At 38.5% G+C, this 21915-nt stretch carries 16 protein-coding genes; 8 read left to right on the top strand and 8 right to left on the bottom strand.

Going from position 1 to position 21915, the window contains the following annotated elements:
- Positions 1-182 precede the first annotated feature (182 nt).
- From LB467_RS13165 to LB467_RS13140, 6 genes are read right to left on the bottom strand one after another with little or no spacing between them, the layout of a single operon-like run.
- On the bottom strand, positions 183-764 hold the full coding sequence (locus LB467_RS13165; protein ID WP_224474509.1) for an HD domain-containing protein: 582 nt from the start codon (positions 762-764) through the stop codon (positions 183-185).
- A gap of 1 nt (position 765) precedes the next feature.
- Positions 766-1650 (bottom strand): YitT family protein, encoded by an 885-nt coding sequence (locus LB467_RS13160; protein WP_224474508.1) that lies wholly within the window; start codon positions 1648-1650, stop codon positions 766-768.
- Positions 1651-1669: 19 nt separating this feature from the next.
- Entirely contained in the window at positions 1670-2653 is a 984-nt protein-coding gene (locus tag LB467_RS13155) for a YitT family protein (RefSeq protein WP_224474507.1), read from the bottom strand.
- A 39-nt stretch (positions 2654-2692) separates the two neighbouring features.
- A complete protein-coding gene (locus tag LB467_RS13150) occupies positions 2693-3733 on the bottom strand; it encodes an adenylate/guanylate cyclase domain-containing protein (protein WP_224474506.1) in 1041 nt (346 codons plus the stop codon).
- 2 nt (positions 3734-3735) lie between these two features.
- A complete protein-coding gene (locus LB467_RS13145) occupies positions 3736-4116 on the bottom strand; it encodes a response regulator (protein WP_224474505.1) in 381 nt (126 codons plus the stop codon).
- Between the two features lie 6 nt (positions 4117-4122).
- Positions 4123-5451, bottom strand: coding sequence for a sensor histidine kinase (locus LB467_RS13140; RefSeq protein ID WP_224474504.1), 1329 nt, complete (start codon positions 5449-5451; stop codon positions 4123-4125).
- Positions 5452-5979: 528 nt separating this feature from the next.
- Between LB467_RS13140 and LB467_RS13135 the strand changes: the two genes are divergently transcribed.
- Both LB467_RS13135 and LB467_RS13130 read left to right on the top strand, forming a co-directional pair.
- Positions 5980-7323, top strand: coding sequence for an SdrD B-like domain-containing protein (locus LB467_RS13135; RefSeq protein ID WP_224474503.1), 1344 nt, complete (start codon positions 5980-5982; stop codon positions 7321-7323).
- A gap of 37 nt (positions 7324-7360) precedes the next feature.
- Positions 7361-10822 (top strand): sensor histidine kinase, encoded by a 3462-nt coding sequence (locus LB467_RS13130; protein WP_224474502.1) that lies wholly within the window; start codon positions 7361-7363, stop codon positions 10820-10822.
- A 581-nt stretch (positions 10823-11403) separates the two neighbouring features.
- Here LB467_RS13130 and LB467_RS13125 read toward each other — a convergent pair.
- Together LB467_RS13125 and LB467_RS13120 are read right to left on the bottom strand one after the other, a co-directional pair.
- Entirely contained in the window at positions 11404-11853 is a 450-nt protein-coding gene (locus LB467_RS13125) for a hypothetical protein (protein ID WP_224474501.1), read from the bottom strand.
- A 185-nt stretch (positions 11854-12038) separates the two neighbouring features.
- On the bottom strand, positions 12039-13562 hold the full coding sequence (locus LB467_RS13120; RefSeq protein ID WP_224474500.1) for an FAD-dependent oxidoreductase: 1524 nt from the start codon (positions 13560-13562) through the stop codon (positions 12039-12041).
- Between the two features lie 628 nt (positions 13563-14190).
- Between LB467_RS13120 and nirB the strand changes: the two genes are divergently transcribed.
- The 6 genes from nirB (at position 14191) to LB467_RS13090 (ending at position 21882) form a co-directional block, all read left to right on the top strand.
- The gene (gene nirB / locus LB467_RS13115) at positions 14191-16701 is read left to right on the top strand and encodes a nitrite reductase large subunit NirB (RefSeq protein WP_224474499.1); all 2511 of its coding nucleotides are present in this window, start codon (positions 14191-14193) and stop codon (positions 16699-16701) included.
- 47 nt (positions 16702-16748) lie between these two features.
- The gene (gene nirD, locus LB467_RS13110; protein WP_224474498.1) at positions 16749-17126 is read left to right on the top strand and encodes a nitrite reductase small subunit NirD; all 378 of its coding nucleotides are present in this window, start codon (positions 16749-16751) and stop codon (positions 17124-17126) included.
- Between the two features lie 11 nt (positions 17127-17137).
- On the top strand, positions 17138-17716 hold the full coding sequence (locus tag LB467_RS13105; protein WP_224474497.1) for a DUF4202 domain-containing protein: 579 nt from the start codon (positions 17138-17140) through the stop codon (positions 17714-17716).
- A 3-nt stretch (positions 17717-17719) separates the two neighbouring features.
- Complete coding sequence (locus tag LB467_RS13100) at positions 17720-19537, top strand: sensor histidine kinase (RefSeq protein WP_224474496.1); 1818 nt, start codon at positions 17720-17722, stop codon at positions 19535-19537.
- Positions 19538-19583: 46 nt separating this feature from the next.
- Positions 19584-20255 carry a response regulator gene (locus LB467_RS13095; protein WP_449619103.1) on the top strand — a complete coding sequence of 224 codons (672 nt, stop codon included), beginning with the start codon at positions 19584-19586 and terminating at the stop codon, positions 20253-20255.
- A 226-nt stretch (positions 20256-20481) separates the two neighbouring features.
- Positions 20482-21882: an MFS transporter gene (locus LB467_RS13090; protein ID WP_224474495.1), complete on the top strand. Its 1401-nt coding sequence runs from the start codon at positions 20482-20484 to the stop codon at positions 21880-21882.
- Positions 21883-21915 lie beyond the last annotated feature (33 nt).

The raw sequence follows: 21915 nt of genomic DNA, 5'->3' as shown, positions 1-21915 counted from the left end.
CAAGACTTTTTGCCAGTTATGATAATCGTTTTTGTGCCGGAGCAGGTTTGTCATGGCCTTTCTAATCTACCAGCAGTGGTTTATTAAAAATTTCTGATAAAAGTCCCGGGCATGATAATCTATTAGTATAAGTACACGAAACAAAAATCTCTTCAATAGAGATTAGAAACTATAGTTGATTTTCAGGTAAGCAACCTTTCCTTCACCATTTCCAGATTTCTTTTTTTTATGGGTTCTTTCGTTTGCTTACAGTAATTAGTGTGATAGCTGTGCTTGGTTAAAAAATCGATCTGAATTTCGTCCCATTCTTTTAGGGTTAGGCTTGGATTATAATGAAGAAGCTCCTGATATAAATTTCTGCTAAACCGGAAAAAATTCTCGGTTCCCAAATATTCCAAATCGGCATCGGCTATAATTTTCTGAGTAATATTTACTGGATTTTGAGGGATTTTTGTTGCTATTATCATACCGCAGATCTTGTCTGTTTCTTCTTCTGTGAGGCTTTCCCTAAGGTCTTGCGAAGCAAAGTTACAACTCAATGTTTCGTGATTTTTCCGATCTTTTAAAAATCCGGTATCATGATAAAGCGCTGCAATTCTTACTAAATCCAGGTCGCGGCCGGTAATTCCCTCATGTTTAGAAATAATTTCGGCCTGCTTCAGCACGTATTTTGTATGTTCAGCATTGTGGTAGGTAAGCCAATGAGGCAAGCCTTCCTCAAGGGCAATAATGACCTTGTTGTAAATACTACTTAATCTATCCATTTTAATGTTGAAGTTCATTATGTTTTCCCAGGCCACCTTTAACCTCCTTAATTCTTTGCACATAAAAGAAAGCATTTGGATCTGTTTCTTTTATTTTTTCCTTGATCCTGTGGATCTCGATACGGGTGACTATGGTCATTACAATATCACAATCCTGTTTTACCTCAAATGAACCCGGAAGATAACCTCTTTCTCCTTTATATACAGTTATAGCTTTACCAAAATCATTTACAATTATGGATTTCACTTCTTCATATTCTCTGGAAATTATTGTTAGTGCCGTAAATTCTTCAAAACCATCAACGACATAATCTGAAGTTTTCATAGCTGTATAGTATACCAAGATGGAATACATGGCGGTTTCAATACCAAATTCAAAGGCGGCACCAATAAAAAGTAGCGTGTTTACACTCATAATGATCTCACTGGTAGAAAAAGCAACCCGCTTATTGGTATAATGAGCTATGATTTCCAGACCATCTATAACCCCACCACCTCTAATAACGAGTCCAATACCTAAGCCGATGAAAAAACCACCAAAAACAGCTATAAGAACCTTATCGCTGGTCACCTGCGGAAAAGTGATGAACGTCATTAATACCGCCAAAAGAATAACGGCTATAAAAGCTTTTATACTAAATGTTTTCCCGATTTTTCTATAACCAAGATAAATAAAAGGCAGGTTAAACAGGATTAAGGATATACTGAAGGGAATATTAAAAACCTCTTCAATTAAAATGGAAACCCCGGTTACCCCACCATCGAGGAAATGATTAGGGATCATAAAACCCTGAAGCGCGATTAGAGCCGAAATTACTCCTAAAATTGTATAAATTATTGATGACAGGGAAAATATAGACTTCCAGTTTATCGTATTGCTGCTCATAATTAATAGTTCAATAAATTTAATAATTCGGTGTGTATCTTCTTAAATCTGATTTAAGCGTTTTGTCTTTAGCATAGTTATTTTCTGTTTCGGATATTGGCTCTAACACAAGAAAAGATTTTAAACCTTGAGTGTGGTTGCTTTCTCCATAGCTCATCTCTTTAAGATTGCTAACAAAAATAAATGCTTCAGGATCTATAATTCTAATGGTTTTTTGGATGCGATGAATTTCCAGGCGGGTAACTACCGTCATTATTATATCACAGTCGGTTTTAGTATTAAATGAGTCGGGCAAAAAGCCCCGTCTACCTTTAAAGATGGTAATCCCTTTCTGAAATTTACTTAAAATGACCTGCTGGATAACTCTTGTCTCGTTTGAAACTATACTAAGGGCGGTATGTTTTTCAAAGCCATCAACCACATAATTCGTTGTTTGCATCGCTGTATAGTATACCATTATGGAATACATACCCGATTCGATTCCAAAACGGTAGGCCGCGCCTAAGATCATGAGCGTGTTTAATGTTAGAATAATTTCTCCTGAAGTAAAAGGGGATTTTTTTTCAGTATACTGAGCAATCACATCAAAACCATCAATAATGCCACCACCCCGCAGAACACATCCAATACCAAAACCAATGAAAAGCCCTCCAAACATTGCGATAAGAACCTTATCAGTAGTAATGACGGGAATTTCAATAAAGTACATTCCAGTTGAAAGTAATGTTATAGCTAAAAAAGCCTGCATCCCAAACTGGGATCCGAGCTTACGAAACCCTAACAGAATAAAAGGTAAATTGATAAGGAATAATGAATAACTAATATGAATTTCTGAAAACCCGGTAAGAAGTACTGATATTCCTGTTACTCCTCCGTCAATAAATTTATTTGGCAGCAGGAAGCCTTTAAGTCCCAATACCGCGAAGAATACACCAATTATGGTAAAAAATACCGATCGAAAGCTGAAAACAGAATACCAGTAATTTTGGTTAAATAAATTCATTAAGGTCAAAAATGGCTTTAAATAGATTGTTTAGGTTACCTAACTTAAAATTTCATATACGATTACGGGCAATTCCTTATTTTTCATCTTTATTTCCGCTACTCTGTTACAACAAAAAGATTCCCTGACTTTGTTATAGGCGGCTTCACTAATAAGAATCTGACCATTTTTAGCGGCCCCTTGTAATCTGGCAGCCACATTCACGGCATCTCCGATTACCGTATAGTCAAGACGTCGTAAAGTAGCTGAACCAATATTTCCCCAAACCATTTCTCCACTGTTAATTCCAATGGAAACCTCTGGCTTGTATAGATCGGGGCCAATTCCAATATCTGCCTGTTGGATCGCTTTTTTAATAGATAAGCAAGCATCCATAGCTCGGTCCAGGTGAAATTCTCCTTTAAAAGAAGCCATCACCGCATCTCCCAGAAATTTGTCTACAGTTCCTTCTTCTTTTATAATTTCATTAACCATGATATCAAAATAAGCATTAAGCATGGCCACTACCTTATTGGCGGGTTCGGTTTCGCTAATAGCGGTGAATCCGCATATGTCAATAAATGCGACCGTTCCTTCCACTATTTCATTGTGAAAGAGAGACTCTTCTATTTTCTTCCCACCCATAAAATTGAGAACCGTCTCATCCACATACATTCGCAGAATATTATTTTCTTTTACTGCCTGAAGGGTTTTTTTAATACCCTCAATATGGGAGATGGTTTTTTCTATAGTGATCTCCAAATCCTTAAAATCAATGGGTTTGGTGATAAAATCAAAGGCTCCGCGATTCATGGCGGTACGAATATTCTCCATATCGCCGTATGCTGAGACGATAACCGATTTTAACAGGGAATTCTGTTCGCTTAGTTTAGACAACAAGGTAAGACCATCCATTTCAGGCATGTTGATATCACTTAGCACCAGGTCTACATCAGGATGTGCTGCTAGTTGATCAAGGGCATGCCGGCCATTTTCGGCAAAAATAAATTCGTATTGTTTTTGCCTAATCTTCTGACGGAATTTTTGCTTGATCAAAATTTCCAGGTCAGTTTCATCATCTACCACTAAAATCTTGGTCATAGTTATATTTGATTATCCATTTCTTTAATTTCTTTTTTAAGGGAATTAAAATCTATAGGTTTGGTAAAAAACTCCTTCGCACCAGATTTTTTTGCCTTACTATAATTTTCATTGTCGCTGTAGGCCGAGATCATACTCACATAGATCTGCGGAAATCTTGATTTTATCTTTTCCAATAATTCCAGCCCTGTCATACCGGGCATATTAATGTCCGAAAATACATAAACCACATTAGGAGGATCTGTTTGCTGAAGGATTTCCATGGCTTCTTCTCCTGAAAAAGCAAAAACTAATTCTACATCGTTACTTCTAATTTCCTTCCTGAATTTCTGACGGAATAAGGTCTCCACATCCCTTTCATCATCTACAATTAATACTTTCATAATATTTTATTTTTTGCAGGGTAACTGAACTATAAAACGTGAAAGGCTTCCCTCTTCAGAATAAATCTCCAGTCTTCCCTGATGTGCTTTAATAATGTCTTGGGTTATACTCAGGCCTAAGCCCGTACCTTCGTTCCCTTTCTTGGTGGTAAAAAAAGGTTGAAGGATTTTAGACTTAATTTCTTCCGGGATTCCCGGACCATTATCCTCTACTTCTATTCTTATAAAATTAATCTCGGGAATAGTTCTCACAGTTAATCTGGGCGAATAAGTGTTTTTCTCCAGGGTATTTTGAAGCTTTTCACGCATTGCATCAAAAGCATTATTACACAAGTTTAAAATTACCCTGCTAAAATCTTCCTGAATAAGCGGTATTTCCGCTATTCTATCGTCTAATTCCAGGTCAATGCTTACATTAATAGGTTTTTTTCCGGCCCGCATACCGTGAAAGGATAAATTCACATATTCCCTAATAAGGTCATTGATTTTTACCGCTTCAGGCTTACCATTTCCACCCCGGCTGTGTTTCAACATGGATTTCACAATACTATCGGCTCTGGTCCCGTGCTGATTAATCTTCTCCAGATTGGTTTTTACATCTTCCAGGATTGCAGTAATCTCCTGTTTGGCTTCAGATTGGTCAAGAGTGTCCAGTTCATTCACGGCTTCATCAAGTAACTCTGAACTAAGATCGGAGAAATTGATAACAAAATTGAGTGGGTTTTTTATTTCATGGGCAATGCCGGCGGCTAGTTTACCGAGGGAGGCAAGTTTTTCCTGACGAATCAACTGGGTTTGTATGGAAGTAATTTGCTCAAGTGCTTCCCTTAAAGCAGGGTTATCTTCTTTAAGGGATTTTTCTATGGGTTTGACTTCTTTTTTCGATTCCTTTTTTAAAAAAGGATTTTCTCCCTCAGGATTTAAAGCAGGGGTGGAAACATGCAGATTAACCACCCTCCAGCCCTGCTCCATTTTGAACAAGGTGGTTGATAAACTTAAAACTATTTTTTGCGACGACCCGAAAAAATATTCCAGTTTATCTACATAAACGGCCGAATTTCCATCCGGAGCGTAAGACTTAAATATTGAAGTACATTGCGTTGAAGGTTTTACTGAAGAATTTTCAGCTGTTTTTATGTATTGTTTTAGAAGTTTTCTTATTTCAGCGATTTCCGAGCCACTTTCATGATAGGCTGTACTGGTAATCTGAGATGAAGAAGCAAAAATTTCCCGTAAAAAAGTTTCGTCAAAATCAATATCATGAGAAAAATCCGTCAAGGCACGAATTGTAGCCTCATAAACGGTTTCCAGTTCATATAATCCCGCTGTTTTCATCCTGTAAATTTTCATTTAGGGAATAATGATATAATAAACCGGGTTCTCTCCCGGAAAAAATTGAGTTGCATTTCCGGCTGCTTCCGGACAATCCACTTTAGGAGTAGGTATTGTGATTTATGAGCTTATGTATCTGGAGCAGGAATTTTAGTTCGGCTAAAAATAACAATGTAGGGGAATATAAAATTGGGGAACAACTAAAATAGTACAAAATAATGGAAACTCTAAACAATTGAATATAAAAAGATTAGAAAATCAGCTAATTTTTAATTTTTCAGGAAAAATTATGGAAAATCTGAAACGAAAATATCATTTTTAATCTTCTAATCTAAAGAATTTTTTATATCTTTCTGGAGCTAATTTACTGCCAGTTAATTATTTAGCCCTTTTGTTGAACGAAACCAGTTAATACTCTACAATGTAATTGGTAATTGAGAAAGATGCAGTGCTTTTAGTCCCACACTTTTCTTTTTTCAAATGTGCTTTTTTATACCTCCCGGACAATATTTTAATTTAAATCTTAATATTATGAAACTATGCAATTACCAATGGGTGGGTGTATTGTTATTGGGGCTCATCCTTTTCGGTTGTGAACCTTCCGAAGAATCCATTTTTCCCAATGAAAGAGAAATTAATACAACAAAAGTGGCAGAGGAGGATGCTTTAAGCAAACTGCAGGAAACTCTTAAACCTGATTATTTTCTGAATCTTTTAGAACCGTATGAAACAAGCCTTATTAATACCTATACACTTGAATTTACTGGACGCAGTCTCACAGAAAACGAAGAAAATCAAATAACCACCTTTTACTATACATTAACCGGTGGCGGAGAAACTCCTCAATTAGACAGTTTCTTTCTGGAAACTCCTGACTGTGCTGGAGATGTGGTAAATTATTCCCCGCAGGAGTCAGCTAATTTATTTCCGAAAGCCATTAAATGGAATAGTTCTGTTTCAAAGGACGGAAGCCAGGATTATTCCATTACTTATGAAGGGGATATGCCTCTGGGAGTTATTAATGCAACCGTTACTCGTGGAAGTATAGAGGATACCGGCCAAATAATAGGCCCCTGCAAAGGAGTCTATACCCTATCTGGCAGTATCTATATCGATGCTAATAATAGTGGAGATAAACAGGAGGCAGAGTCAGGTATTTCCTCGATTCCAATAGATCTATATAATATTATGGATGAGAAAATAGGATCTGTTCCAACTGCTTCTGATGGATCTTTTTCTTTTAGGGTAATAGAGGGGGATTATCGAATTAAAGTTACTGATGATCTTTTGGAAAATGATAATTATACTGCAATTGGTAGTTCCTATATCGATGTCGAGGATATAACAGAAAATGTTTCCGGACTGAACTTTGGTTTTCAGGCGAACACCCAAAAAATTATCGAAGATCTTGAAACTACGGTTCTACTCGATACCGAACCAACAAAATACTGGATTCAGCAGTTACGGCACGCCGGAAAGAAAAATTCTGACTACACTAAGGAAGATATTCTGGTTTTCCTTTCGGGGATAGAAGAATTACTTTTGATGGAACCCTTTCAGTTTGGAGATGACAAACAAGCCAATGCTTTAGATATCCTTACCAGGCCTATCAAAACAGATTTAGATGAATACCTTCAGCAATTACTAACGGCTGAACTCAATGTTATTAGTGGTCGGGGGGCCAAACTGACTTCAGGAGAACCTGATTCATCGTTTAACGATGCACTTTTGATTTATGGTGAAGCAGTAGCCTGCCGGGAGCTCGGAACCTGTCCCGGGGAAGAGAAAGCAGTATCAGTTAAGGTGCAAACAAAAGCTGTAAGTTCTAATGATACACGCTTGCTTACTTCTTTTAATGGTACCGGCGGAATTTAGCCCCTTGTAGCTCTATAAATTAACAACCCATTTTTAAATGAATTGGAGGTATTTTCTTTCAATAGTAATCTTTTTATCCGGATGGTGCAACGCGGGAGCTCAGGAGCTTCCGCTTACCCACTTTACCAGTGATAGCGAAGTAAATGCGCTTCCATCTGCTATGGTAACTCATATCTACCAGGACAGGCAGGGTTTTATATGGTTTGCAGTATTCACCTCTGGCCTTGTGAGATACGACGGTTCTGAAATGGAGGTATATGATCAGGAGCAGGGACTTCGGGATCTCGGGGTCTGGCAAATGATAGAAGATGCTGAAGGGTATCTTTGGGTTTCTTCTGGAGGAGGATTAATGGTTTCAGAAAAACCACTTCCGGCATATAAAAATGGAAAAAAAGTTCAATTCACTCCACTTTTTAAAGGAATGCTTCTTACCCGGGAAGCCGTTAGCAGGAATCAACAATTAGCTGTTGATACTCACGGCCGTATATGGCTGGGAACCTCAGATAAAGGCATTATCAGGTATAAAATAAATGAAGGAAATATTACCTCAGATACCATTTTTACGGCGGTAAAAGGTGAGAATAATCTCGAGGTGCATTCATTATTGGCGACCAATAAGGGAAAAATTCTGGCTGGGTTGGAAGGCGGACTATTAGTCAAATTCTCAGATGACAAATCAAATATTCTTTATGCTTCTGAAGTTGCTGAAGGCAAAAATTTTTATGCCCTTCTTGAAGATGAGGATGAAGCAGTTTGGGCCTACAGGCAAAATGGTGAAATCCTTCATTTTAGTTCTTCACAAAAAACACCTGAAAAGATTGATGCCGGTTCCCCATCTAACGTAACCAATTTGGCTCTTCTTAAAGATGGTACTGTTATGGCAGGAAATGGAGAATCTGGAATTACGAGGATCGATAAGTCTTCAGGACAAATTTTAAATTCTTACTCTCGAGCTAATGGCTTATTAAACAATAATGTATACAACATATTAGAAGACAGGGAGGGTAATATCTGGATTGCTCAATCGGGAGGAGTCTCAAAAATGAGGTTTAATTTTAATGCCTTTGAAAATTATACGGCTCGATATATTGTGGGTGAAAAGCCTGTTCTTCCATCTGGAAAACTAAATGCCGTTCTTATTCCCTCAACAGGACCATGCCGCTTTTGGGTGGGAACCGAGGGTGGCGCAACCTGTGTTGATGAAAAAGGGGAATCCGTCTTCCTTACCCAGGAAAACGGCCTCACGGGAGATTGGGTAAACGGACTTTCATTAGATGATGAAGGCCGTATCTGGATAGCAACTACCCAGGGCCTTAATGCTGTGGTTTTTGAAAAGGAATTAATAATAGAAGATGCTGTTAATGTTCAAGAAACTGAATTATTTGGTAAAGGGGCATTCCTTTTTTCCGTTCCCAACAGTCCGCCATTTATTGCTTCAGAAAATCTAATTATTAGGGACAAAGAAGAAAATTCAACTAAAGGGATTGTATGGTTTCCTGGCCTAAAAAGTCTCTACGCTTTTAGTAATGACAAAATTCATGAACTGGGTCCCTCGCATGGATTACCTTCCACCCTTTATAAATCTGTTGCTCTGGATGAAGAAGGCTATCTTTGGGTAGGTACGCTTGATCGCGGACTTTTCCGAAGTAATTTCCAGATTAACCAGAAGAATCTCCAAAGAATTGCTGAATCTGAAGGAAATTATTTTGAGAAAGTTTGGTCGTTGGATAAAGGATCACCTACCAACCATATAGAAAAACTACTTTGGCACAAGGAAAAGCTTTACGTAGGTACGCAGCTGGGGCTTTTCGTGCTGAATCCTAAAAACCTACAGGAACTTTTCCACATCAATAGAAAAAGTGGTCTTCCCGCAGATAATGCCATAAGCTTTGCGCTTTCTCCCGTCACAGGCCACCTTTGGGTAGGCACAAATAAAGGACTGGCAGAAGTAGATTCTGAGGATGGAACAGTGCTAAATGTTGTTACCAGGCAGGATGGATTAGTAGATAACGAAGTTTGGTTGTACGGATCAGTTAAAGTTGATAAGGATGGAAACGTGTTCTACGGTACTTCGCACGGCCTTTCTATTTATTATCCCGAAAAAGACAATGCAAATATGATACCTCCAAAGTTAGAGCTTACTTCTACTGAAATTTCCTATAAAAGTGACAGCAGGAATGAAGTCACTTTTGAATATGCCGCTCTTAGCTTTGCCAATGTTGCAGAGGTAAGGTACAGAACACGTCTTCTGGGGTATGAAAATAACTGGTCTTCACCCTCGGGGGTAAAGCGCTTAAGATATACCAACTTGCCCGCTTATTTTGGGCCTAAGGAATATACCCTGGAAGTGATGGCAGAAAATGAAAGTGGGGTGACTGCAGCGGAACCCCTTCAGTACACCTTTCTGGTAGAACCGGTATGGTGGCTTCAGTGGTGGGCATTCTTTATCTATGGACTTATCCTGGGTCTGGGTATTTTTATAGTAGACCGGATTCAACGAAAGCGGGTTATCAAGAAAGAACGTAATAATGCCAGGATTAGGGAAGCAGAATTACAGGCCGAAACGGCTACAGCCAGATCGGATGCTGCTGAAGCCGAGGCTCTTGCACTGCAGGCAGAAAATGAGAAAAAAGCGATCGAACTGGAAAAAGTTCGGGAGTTGGAAAAGGCATATAACGAATTAAAAGCAACCCAAAAGCAATTAATACAGTCTGAAAAAATGGCTTCCCTGGGTCGTCTTGCTACAGGAGTCGCTCACGAAATTAAAAATCCACTTAATTTCATCAATAATTTTGCTGAACTTTCAGTTGACCTGGTGGAAGAACTGGAAGAGGCCCGAAAAAAAGGGGATGAAGAGGAGATAAGGATGCTTATGCAGGACCTAAAACAAAACACTTCAAAAATTGAGCAACATGGAAAAAGGGCCGATGCCATCGTGCGTTCAATGATGCAGCACGCCAGAGGAGGAACTCCCAAACTTGAATGGTTTGACCTTAATGCTCTCGTAAAAGATTATATTGATTTGGCTTACCAGGGCAAACGCAATAAATATCCCGATTTCATTGTCAAAATTGATCAAAAATTAGATCCGGAAATAGGAAAGATAAAAGTGGTAGGCCAGGAAATAGGCCAGGTGTTACTCAATGTTATAGGAAATTCTTTAGATGCCGTAATGGGGAAGAAAAAACAGCTTAACGGCGATTATGAACCCCGCATAAAAATCAGAACCCAAAAAATGGGAGAACATGCTGAAATATTGATTTCAGATAATGGTCCCGGAGTACCTGAAGAAATAAGGGAGAAGATTTTTGAACCGTTTTTCACCACAAAACCTACCGGTGAAGGTACCGGCTTAGGATTAAGCCTTAGCTATAATATTATCACCCACGGGCATAACGGAGTATTAAAGCTGGTGAAGAATGATGGTGAGGGAGCCACTTTTGTCATTTCCCTCCCGGTTACCAGAGAAAAGCCGAAGGGCAAAGTTTTAAATGCGTAATAGAGGGATATTGACAGGCGCTTTTTTAGCCGATTTCAAATCCTTCGGAATCTCTTTATTCTAATCCGTTTTCACAGCATTCCGAAGAAAAAACAACTGGAAACAGAGATTAAATATTTCAAATTTCTTCCAAACCTTTACCTGGAAAAGAACCCGATCTAATCTGTCTAAAAGCCAACTGCTTTTGGTAAATCAGCCCTGGATCATATTCACTTAAAACTATTAGATTTGGTCAAAGATCGTGAGAAATCCATAAGTTAAAAGCCTATGAAATTAGGTTTCAAATCCCCAACACTTCAACAGAATGTTTACGAAAGGTACCGGCTACACGCCTAACGAATACAGGTCATTAAACTAAACAATATTTTAAAGACTAGCTTTTATTATAATGAAGCCAACCAATATGGTTAACTCAAAATATACTCCTTATCTACTTAATTATTTATTCCCTCATTGCTTTTAATCAGTAACCCCGAGGCAATCCCCCGAGGTATGAAAACTATTTATAATTTCGCCCCTCAATGAGGGATTAAATGCAGCTAGTATATCAGTAGAAAATGGATGCTCATAAAACATTCTGATTAACTACGATGCCATTTTTTAGAAAACCACCAAATAGCTCCCTGGATAAGAGCTGTCATTCCACATATAAGTAAAATATTAATAATTACCATAAAGGTGACATTTTCTCTGAAGGAACTACCAAGTGACCACAATTCAAGTTCTGCCCCTTGGTTGACATACAATCCTAAAATGACAAACGCAGTTATAGCGATAAGATAAACCATTATAAAAAGCGTATGCTTACCATTCTTCCATCGAAGATAAATTGCGGAGCCTGTGAGAAGAACCCACCCACACCATATACTAATTTGAAAATTTTCAATTGCCTGTTGGACGTCATCCACCGTTTTTGTATCAGAAAAAGCTTGTTCCACTTTGAAAAAGAAAAAAACAATTAGACTAAATCCTAGTACGGCAATACCCCAGCTTATCACATTTTTATAAGACATATAAAATTCAAATTTCAAATTAAAAAATCAGGTTTTCCGATAGAAAAATTCAGGTGAAGGATGAATTAGAAACTGTACTACCGAAATATGCCTGATAATTTATATAATCAAGTACCTCGGGGCAAGCCCGCCTGAATGATTTGGGCAGGCCTCGGGGAATTAAACCCTCAATGAGGGATTAAATTAAGGCGTAAGAACAAGTTTTACGCAATTATCTGTTCATTATTATCGCTTACATTAAATAAATCATCCATCGCTGGACCCTCAATGACTTCACCGGAAGGTTGAAACCTACTACCGTGGCAAGGACAATCCCAACTTTTTTCCAGATCATTCCAGTGTACAATGCAGCCTAAATGGGTGCAGTTGGCCGAAACTACTCGGTAACTTTCATCATCACCTCTGGAAATCGCCAGCTTTTTTCCTTCAATTTCCATTACTTTTCCCTCTCCAATTTTGAGTTTCTGTAATTCTTCAGTTGAACTTCCCAGAATATGATCTTTAAAAAATTCTTTAGCTACATTCAAGGTTTCCTTCGTAAAAGACTTTGCAGATTTCACCGGGTTGACCCTTAAAGGATTAAAAACTTCCTCGAATTCATTTTTATTTCCTGTAATTAAATCCGTAATAATCTTTCCGGCCAGAGATCCGTAAATCAGTCCGTCAGTAGAGAAGCCGGTTGCAATAAATTCATTTTCACCCTCGCTTTTTCTTCCAATAGAGGGTAATAAATCAGCAGGTTTATAATTTTGACCACCCCAAAAATGTGTGATCTCTTTTACTGAAAATTTTTCTTTTAAATAACTTTCCAGGGATTCCAGTAATTCGCTATTATTTTGTGACTGCCCAACTTTATATGATTTCCCTACAGCCATAACATACCGCTGTCCATTTCGTTTATAGCTGCGAAATGAGAATTTTTCTTTTCCACTGTATTCCCAAAAAATACCGGAAGGATAATTATCATTATTTAATTTTGCGGCAAGGGCGTATTCCCGGTATGGACCAAGCGTGGTATCAAATTTTAAGTCTATTCCTTTAGGTGTATGTGTGGCGTGCACTAAATAACGGCTGAAAACACTGCCCTGTTCAGTTTTTAAATTATAACTTCCTGAATCCAATTTATTTATCTCCTCAACCTTGGAATCCTGAAAAATTTGACACTCTTTTGAAACTATTTTATGTGCCAATTGAGTGACATACAGAAAGGGATTGAATTGCGCCTGCTCAGGATATTTCAGGATTTTTTTTGCTTCAAATGGAAAATTATCGTTGGCCACTTCTGCATTTGAAATGCCCAGTTTTGAAGAAATCGATATTTCTTTTTCAATTTTATCAGCCTTATCCTTAGAGAAAAGATACATTGGTTGATGGCTGAAATCACAATCCAGCTCTTTTTCCTGAATAATTTTTTCTATAGTTCCCAAAGCTGAAGCCCTGGATTTTAAAACTTTTTTAATAATCTCTTCATCATACTTAGAATCCAGAGAAGATAATAGCTCGGCTATTATTAAATAGAGGTTTCCTGTGCTATGTCCGGTGGTGCCCATTCCAATTTTTCCCGCCTCAAGGACTGCTACTCTTAAACCGGCTTTTTTAAGAAAATAAGCGGTAGAAATACCGGTAATACCTCCACCAATTATACTCACATCTACGTTTTGAACCTCTTTTAATAATGGAAAATCATTAGCGGGTTCGAACATATTCCAAATAGGGCTTGAAATCATAGTGATTAAGTTTTAAAAATTAAAATGCTATCTGGGTCTACTCCCACCCATGTCAGGTATGGCGCGGGCTATTATTTTTAAGTTATTAAGTCTTCCTTCCGCATTGAGATTCCGGCAATGTACCTCCCCTTTAAAATGCTAAATGAAAAACGGAAAACTCATTAATTTTATTAAATATATTTTACAATTTAAGATGTTCTTCATTAACGGGTGATTTTCCCCTGTTTAGAACAAACACTATTAATTGATTGATTATCAGTATTTTTTTTGTTTTTAAAACCATCATAATATTTTAATTACATTCAAATGGTCTCTATTAGCGGTGACCTATTTTAGAATGTACCTGCCTTTTTTATTCGACTTTTTGTTTTCACGCTTTTTTCAGGGCATTACAAAAAATTCACCAAATCTGGGATAACTTTTATCTCAAAAAAGCATTCAGTCCAAAATGCTGGAAGCACCCTTCATAAAAATAAATTTTAAGAATACTCTTTTTAGGCCTCTAAGAAGTGATGAATTTTAAATTTGAAGCTTCTATTTTCATAATTCCGTTTTTCTACGAACAAAATTCATCTTCATACGTATATTTACGTATTTTTACTTAAGTTTGAATTAAAATTACGTAGTTATGAAAAAAATACTTGTAGTAGGAAACGGAATGGTTGGTTATAAATTTTGCGAGAAATTGATAGCCCGTCCTGATAGGGAAAGCTACCAAATTCAGGTGTTTGGAGAAGAGCCGAGTCCGGCTTATGATCGCGTTCACCTTAGTGAATATTTCTCAGAAAAAAGAAAGGACGAACTACTCCTGGCTCCCAGGGAATGGTATGAAGAGAATGGAATTGAACTACGTACTTCTTCTCTTATTTCAGAAATCAATACTGAAGAAAAAAATGTCACCACATATAAAGGTGAAAAAATAAGTTACGATTACCTGGTGCTTGCAACGGGTTCTTCGGCTTTTATACCATCAATCAAAGGTTCAGAAAAAACGGGGGTCTTTGTTTATCGTACTACAGAAGATCTGGATGCTATAAAAACCTATGCGAAGAAACTTCAGAAGAAAAACAAATCAAAAGCCACGGTGTTGGGCGGCGGACTATTAGGACTGGAAGCGGCCAACGCAGCTAAAGAACTCGGCCTGGACACCAGCGTGGTAGAATTTGCGCCAAGGCTAATGCCGCGGCAGCTGGACGAAGCCGGCAGTAACACCCTTCTTCGTAAAATTGAGAGTTTAGGCATAACAATCCTAACCAATAAAGCCACTTCAGAAATTAGTGGTGAAGAAGAAATTGATGCGCTCACATTTTCAGATGGCTCCCGGCATGAAACCGATATGCTTATTATTTCTGCTGGAATTCGGCCCCGGGATGAACTGGCAAAATCTGGCGGACTTAAAACTGGCGAGCGCGGCGGCATCAACGTGAACAATAAAATGGAGACCTCGGCCAAAGGTGTATACGCCATTGGTGAGGCTGCACTCTACAACAACGCTATTTATGGACTTGTCGCCCCGGGATATAATATGGCCGAGGTTGCCGTTTCTCAAATTTGTGGTGGTGATAAAACTATGGCCGATCATATTGATATGTCTACCCAATTAAAACTAATTGGTACCGATGTGGCCAGTTTTGGCGATCCGTTTATTGAAAATGAAGAAGTTTCTGCCATTACCTACGAAAATAAACAAAGTGGGATTTATAAACGTATAAAAGTATCCCGGGATGGTAAGAAACTACTCGGTGGAATTTTAGTGGGCGATGCTTCAGATTATCAGAATTTATTTCAGCTATATATCAACGGAATAAAACTTCCTGAAAACCCTGAAGACCTTATTCTGGGAAGTCGTGGCGGGGAAAATACGGCCCTTGGTTCAGTATCCGAGTTACCCGATACCGCTCAAATTTGTTCTTGTGAGGCAGTTTCGAAAGGTGACATCTGCAATCCTTTGGAAAGTGGTGAATGTTGCTCGATGGATGATGTTGTGGCCAAAACTAAAGCCTCTACCGGTTGTGGCGGTTGTAAACCTATGGTTACAGACCTGTTTAACGCTACCATGAAATCCCTTGGAAAGGAAGTAAACGAGGTGATTTGCGAACATTTCGATTTTAACCGACAGGAACTTCTTGATTTAGTGAAAATTAATAAAGTCAAAGATTTTGATGAAGCACTGAATCTCTTCGGAAAAGGTCATGGTTGCGAAAAATGCAAACCGGTTCTGGCTTCAATTTTCGCAAGTATTACTATGGAAACCGCCAATAAACAAGTGACCATTCAAGATAGTAACGATAAATTTTTAGCCAATATTCAACGAAATGGGACTTATTCTATCGTTCCACGCATACCGGGCGGTGAAATTACTCCAGATAAATTAATGACTATAGGCGCCGTAGCTAAGAAATTTGACCTTTATACTAAAATCACCGGCGGGCAACGTATAGATCTTTTTGGTGCCGAATTGCACCAACTGCCTGAAATATGGAAGGAATTGATTGACGCAGGATTTGAAAGTGGCCATGCCTACGGAAAATCCCTTCGAACGGTTAAAAGCTGTGTTGGTTCTACCTGGTGCCGGTTCGGAATGCATGAAAGCGTGAGCTTTGCCATTCAAATTGAAGAACGCTATCGAGGTTTGCGCTCACCGCATAAATTAAAAGGCGGAGTTTCCGGCTGTATTAGGGAATGTGCTGAAGCCCGCGGAAAGGATTTTGGCATTATTGCCGTAGAATCTGGTTGGAATTTATACGTATGTGGAAATGGAGGTGCTACGCCAAAACACGCCATTTTACTTGCTGAAGGTTTAGACGATGAAACCACCATGAAATACCTAGATCGCTTTTTGATGTATTACATCCGTACGGCCGCACCCTTAATGCGTACCGCACCCTGGTTAGAAAAATTGGACGGTGGCATTGAACACCTCAAAAAAGTGGTTATTGAAGATTCATTAGGAATTGCCGAAGACCTTGAAAAAGAAATGCAGGGCTTAGTTGCCAATTACGAATGTGAATGGAAACAGGCTATTGAAGATCCTGAAATGATGAAGCGTTTTAAACATTTTGTCAATTCAGATGAAGGGGATGATAATATTAGTTTTGTGCCTTTGCGTGACCAAAAAATGCCCAAAGCCTGGACTTAATTTTTACAGGCTTTTAATCCAATACAAAATATCAAAATCGAAAAATTATGCAAGAATTATTAGCGCAATACCAAAGTGTAACACCACCCCAAGTACTTAAATGGGTGAATGTAGGTAAAACCAATGATTTTCCTGAAAATGGAGGCGGCTGCATAAAATATAAAAGCAAACAAATTGCGGTTTTTAATTTCACTCGTGAGTCCAAATGGTATGCCTGTCAAAACCTTTGTCCGCATAAACTGGAAATGGTTCTTTCTCGCGGGATGATTGGCGACAAAGAAGGAATTCCAAAAGTGGCCTGCCCTATGCACAAAAAAACCTTTTCCCTAAAAGACGGAAATAACCTTAATGGTGAAGATTTTAAAATTGCAGTATATCCCGTTAAAATTGAGGCAGAAAATGTCTATATTGGTTTTATAGACTAAGAAACCTACCCATGAGTAAATTTCAGGAAGCCATACAACGTATAGACCAAAAAAATGCTGAAGATCCAAATGTGGAAAAAGCCAATGGAAAAGAAGTTCCGAAAGAATTATTGTATTCACAACGAATGACTGATAAGTTGCTGGATTTTCATCCACAGTGTTCCGAAGAATTACAAATTGCAGTGCGTGCCCAGCATATTTGCCGATGGAAAGTACCTCGGGACACCTATCCTATGAACCGGGTTGGATATTTAAAATGGCGGGAAGGGCTTAAAAAAACCCACGCCGCAATTACAGATGGAATTCTGGAAGAAGTAGGTTATGATAAAGATTTTCGTGACCGGGTTTCATTTTTAATCAAAAAAAAGCAGATTAAAAAAGACGAAGGATCCCAAATTATGGAAGATGTGGTTTGTTTGGTTTTTATGGAGCATTATTTTGAAGAATTTGCGGCAAAACACAAGGATGAAAAAATTATAGATATCGTAAAAAAAACCTGGGCAAAAATGTCTCCCGAAGGTCACGAAGCCGCTATGAAACTTCCGCTTTCCAAACACAGTGAAACTTTAATAAAAGAAGCTTTAAAATAGACAATGGCGCCCCGTAGCTCTCTAGACCAACACACCTTTATAAAACTTAGAAAGCTATACATTCTGGCCCTCACGGCCATTGCGCTTTCGGTAATTATAAGTCAGTTATTTATCGGAAAATTTCTTGAAGAACAGGAAGGCGATTCCAAACTCATCAATATTTCAGGACGCCAGCGAATGTTGAGTCAGAAACTCACCAAAGAAAGCCTTTTACTTTCTGAAACCGAAAATATAGAGAAGCGAGAAAGCCTTGCTGAAAGCCTCGAGATGAGCCTTAAGCGCTGGGTGCATTCTCACGAGGTCTTTCAAAATGGTAGCGACAGTTTAAATATTGCTTCGGAAAAAAGCCCTGAAATTCAGCAGAAATTTATTGAGATCCAACCTTATTTTGAAGCAATTGAGGAAGCTTCTAAGAGTTTATTGCTGAAAATAGAAGAAAACCCGGGGCGTCCTACAGAAGATTTTTCATCAGAAATAGCACAGATTTTAGAAAATGAAGCCTCTTTTCTTGAGCTCATGGATGCGATGGTAAATCAATATGATGAAGAGGCACATACCCGGGTAGAGAGACTTCAGAGTTTGGAATTATTTTTAACAATTTTCACTCTTTCTATTTTACTCCTGGAATTTTTCTTCATTTTTTTACCGGCGGCCAAAGGTGTTAAAAATAACATCAAAAACCTGATTCACGCAGAATCCCGAGCTGTAAAAATGGCCCGTGATGCAGATGCCATAAGCGAAGCCCGTGAAAAATCTGTAAAAGAGTTACGTGCACTCGGGCAGGCAATGGATAAAATCTTACTATTTGCCCGAATTACACCAAATGGCGATATTTTGCATATAGGTGAACGATTTTCAAAATTATTTCAGTATAAAAAATTTAATATGGAGACTAAATTCTCCGAAATATTATCACCCAAAGAAAATGAGCAACTCAATATTGAAAAACTCATTTCAGCACATAAAAGATCGGGCTGGCAGGGAGAAGTAAAAGCCTCTACCAAAGATAAAAAAGATATTTGGCTGGAACTTTCCATAGTGCCGTTTCAACCGGAAAAAGAAAAAACCGAACTTACTATTATTGGGGTAGATATAACCAAAAATAAAGAAGCACAGCTAAAAATTGAGGAATTAACCCGCAAGAGCTATGAAGAAAAGATGCGGCAGCATGGCTTGATTGCTAAAAAGATCATTGAAAATCAGGAAAACGAGCAAAACCGAATTGCTAAAGATATTCACGACGGAATTGGCCAGATGCTAACGGGGCTTAAATACAACCTGGAAAGTATAGATTTTAAATATCCTGAAAAGGCCGAAAGCAAAATTGAAAGTTTAAAAGAATTAAGCACAAGAATTATTCAGGGGGTTCGCGCTGCTACTTTCAACCTAACACCACCCGAACTTACTGACCACGGGATAGTACCAGCACTTCAAAAACTCACCGAAGAGTTATCAAAACTTACCGGAAAGGATATTATTTTATTTAATAAAACCGGGTTTTCACAGCGACTGGGGAATATTACCGAAATAAACCTATACCGCATCACCCAGGAAGCTGTGAATAATGCCATCAAGTATGCAGGCTCCACGCATATTATTGTTAGTGTGAGCCACAGTAAGGAAATCCTAAGTATTGGTATTGAAGACAACGGCAAAGGTTTTGACCCAAAAAGCATTTCAGAAGAAAAAAACGGCAATCGCGGAATGGGCCTTACCTTTATGAAAGAACGTGTAAAATTTATTAATGGCCGACTATTTATTAATTCTTCACCGGGAGAAGGGACACGGGTAACGCTTAATTTTCCGTTAGAACAAGATTAAACTTCTATTTAAAATTGCGTATTTTCGTACGTATAAAATCAGAAATATGATGGGCAAAACCAAAATACTTTTAGCCGATGATCACGAATTGGTACGTGATGGCATTATTGCCTTACTGGAAAACGAGGATAACCTGGAAGTGGTAAATGAAGCGGCCAACGGTAAAGAAGCCCTGGAAATTATTGAAAAAGACATTCCGGATTTACTCATCGTAGATATACGAATGCCAGAGCTTAACGGCATTGAAGTGGTGAAAAAAGTAAAAAAGGATTTTCCCGATTTAAAAACACTAGTCCTCTCTATGCATGATTCTACCGAATACGTAGTGCAGTGCGTAGAGGCAGGTGCAGATGGCTATTTACTAAAAGGCTCCAGCAAGGAAGAATTCCTTAAAGCCATTAACAAAATTGCCGGGGGAGGCAAATATTTTAGTGGAGATGTTTCTGCGATTATCGTTAATAATTTTGTTAGTGGAAATTCTGAAAAGCAATTAAATGAGTCAGCCCATAAACAAGATCCGGCACTAAACATACTTACGAAAAGGGAAAAACAAATTCTGAAACTCATTTTAGAAGGAAAAAATAATCAGGAAATTGGGGCCGATCTTAAAATAAGTAAGCGAACTGCTGAAGCCCACCGATTTAATTTGATGAAAAAGTTAGAAGTAAAAAACCTTATGGAACTTACCCATAAATCCCGTGAACTTAATTTGATTTAACTGTTATACCCCTTCATAAATAATAAGGAAATCCCCCCTTAAACAAGTTTTATCTTCGAACACCCCCTACCAGATAGTATCTCTTACCTGAACATTAATAATTTATCCCTTAAGTTTTTGATCATTTATAATTCTAAAGCTTCATTTTTCTAATTTTCGCATTAATTTATTTTTACTTAGTTTTTTAAGTATATATACTTAATTTTAAACCACAAAACTAAGTATTATGAAAGAAGTGATCACTGGTAAAGCAACAAAGTTAGACTTAAGAAACTTAAGAAGTATTCCAATAAGGACGTTTTGGATTTCGGCCATTGCCTTTTTTATCTGTTTCTTCTCCTGGTTTGGAATTGTTCCATTTATGCCACAGGTGGAAAAAGATTTGGGGCTTAGCCCTTCTCAAAAATGGAACGCGATTATCCTGGCTGTATCGGGAACAGTCTTTGCCCGACTGCTTATTGGTAAATTATGCGATAAGTACGGTCCCAGGATCTGCTACACCTGGTTGTTGATGTTGGGAGCCATTCCCACCATTCTCTGTGGGCTGGTACAAACTCCATTGCAATTCCAGCTTTGTCGTTTGTTTATGGGTTTCATCGGAGCTTCGTTTGTAATTACACAGGTACATACTTCACTAATGTTTGCTTCCAATATAGTAGGAACTGCCAATGCGACATCCGCCGGTTGGGGTAACCTGGGCGGCGGGGCAAATCGGCTGGGAATGCCATTAATTGCCGCCGGGCTTGTTGCTTTGGGAGTGGCTGAAGCTGAAGTTTGGCGTTATGCTATGGTTGTGGCCGGGCTGGTTTGTTTCAGTATGGGTTTTATATATTACTTCTTTACTCAGGACACCCCGGAAGGAAATTTTTCAGATTTAAAAAAGTCGGGAAAAAGGATTCCTATTAAAAAGGACAAAAACGGATTTTTAACCGCTATCAAAGATTATCGCGTCTGGATACTCTTTGTAGTTTACGGGGTTTGTTTCGGAATAGAACTTACCGTGTATGGTACCATGGACAGCTATCTGCAAGACACCTTTAACCTGGAGCGGGTAACAGCCGGAAACATTATTTTGGCTTTCGCACTTATGAACCTTTTTGCCAGGACCCTGGGCGGATACTTTGGTGATAAATCGGGGGAAAAAGGCGGATTAAGAGGCCGTGTGTTCTTTCTCACCCTAATTTTAATTGCTGAAGGAGTAATCCTATCCCTCTTCTCTATGGCCGGTAGTCTTATTATGGCCATTGTACTACTTACTGCATTTAGTTTGGCAGTACAAATGGCAGAGGGCGCCACCTTTGCTGTGGTTCCATTTATCAATAAAAAAGCCATAGGTTCTATCTCAGGAATTGTGGGTGCAGGCGGTAATGTAGGGGCGTTTCTAGCAGCTCTGTATTTAAAAATAAAATCGGTTGCCGCCGAAGAAGCAGCAATCGCCGCTAACGAAGGCCGCACTAGTGAAGTAATTGAAGCAGCAAGAGCTTCGGCATCTTCAGCAGCAATTTCTGATGCATTTCTATGGATTGGTTTCAGCATTCTAGCCGCAGGGCTCGTTAGCCTGGCAATTCGTTTTTCTCAGGAGGATGAGAAAGAAGCTGCTATGGAATTAAGCCACCAAAATGCATAGAAACACCGTAATAAACAGCTGGGTTTTATAAAG

Source organism: Salegentibacter tibetensis (assembly GCF_020164485.1).
In the GTDB taxonomy this organism is placed as follows: domain Bacteria; phylum Bacteroidota; class Bacteroidia; order Flavobacteriales; family Flavobacteriaceae; genus Salegentibacter; species Salegentibacter tibetensis.
The sequence above is the reverse complement of the archived record's forward strand: the minus strand, read 5'-3'. Positions and strand labels throughout refer to the sequence as shown.

What these genes read in the sequence shown, in the direction of transcription:
- LB467_RS13165 (WP_224474509.1), bottom strand. Translation starts at nt 764, where the DNA reads ATGGATAGATTAAGTAGTATTTACAACAAGGTCATTATTGCCCTTGAG.
- LB467_RS13160 (WP_224474508.1), bottom strand. Translation starts at nt 1,650, where the DNA reads ATGAGCAGCAATACGATAAACTGGAAGTCTATATTTTCCCTGTCATCA.
- LB467_RS13155 (WP_224474507.1), bottom strand. Translation starts at nt 2,653, where the DNA reads ATGAATTTATTTAACCAAAATTACTGGTATTCTGTTTTCAGCTTTCGA.
- LB467_RS13150 (WP_224474506.1), bottom strand. Translation starts at nt 3,733, where the DNA reads ATGACCAAGATTTTAGTGGTAGATGATGAAACTGACCTGGAAATTTTG.
- LB467_RS13145 (WP_224474505.1), bottom strand. Translation starts at nt 4,116, where the DNA reads ATGAAAGTATTAATTGTAGATGATGAAAGGGATGTGGAGACCTTATTC.
- LB467_RS13140 (WP_224474504.1), bottom strand. Translation starts at nt 5,451, where the DNA reads ATGAAAACAGCGGGATTATATGAACTGGAAACCGTTTATGAGGCTACA.
- LB467_RS13135 (WP_224474503.1), top strand. Translation starts at nt 5,980, where the DNA reads ATGAAACTATGCAATTACCAATGGGTGGGTGTATTGTTATTGGGGCTC.
- LB467_RS13130 (WP_224474502.1), top strand. Translation starts at nt 7,361, where the DNA reads ATGAATTGGAGGTATTTTCTTTCAATAGTAATCTTTTTATCCGGATGG.
- LB467_RS13120 (WP_224474500.1), bottom strand. Translation starts at nt 13,562, where the DNA reads ATGATTTCAAGCCCTATTTGGAATATGTTCGAACCCGCTAATGATTTT.
- nirB (WP_224474499.1), top strand. Translation starts at nt 14,191, where the DNA reads ATGAAAAAAATACTTGTAGTAGGAAACGGAATGGTTGGTTATAAATTT.
- nirD (WP_224474498.1), top strand. Translation starts at nt 16,749, where the DNA reads ATGCAAGAATTATTAGCGCAATACCAAAGTGTAACACCACCCCAAGTA.
- LB467_RS13105 (WP_224474497.1), top strand. Translation starts at nt 17,138, where the DNA reads ATGAGTAAATTTCAGGAAGCCATACAACGTATAGACCAAAAAAATGCT.
- LB467_RS13100 (WP_224474496.1), top strand. Translation starts at nt 17,720, where the DNA reads ATGGCGCCCCGTAGCTCTCTAGACCAACACACCTTTATAAAACTTAGA.
- LB467_RS13095 (WP_449619103.1), top strand. Translation starts at nt 19,584, where the DNA reads ATGATGGGCAAAACCAAAATACTTTTAGCCGATGATCACGAATTGGTA.
- LB467_RS13090 (WP_224474495.1), top strand. Translation starts at nt 20,482, where the DNA reads ATGAAAGAAGTGATCACTGGTAAAGCAACAAAGTTAGACTTAAGAAAC.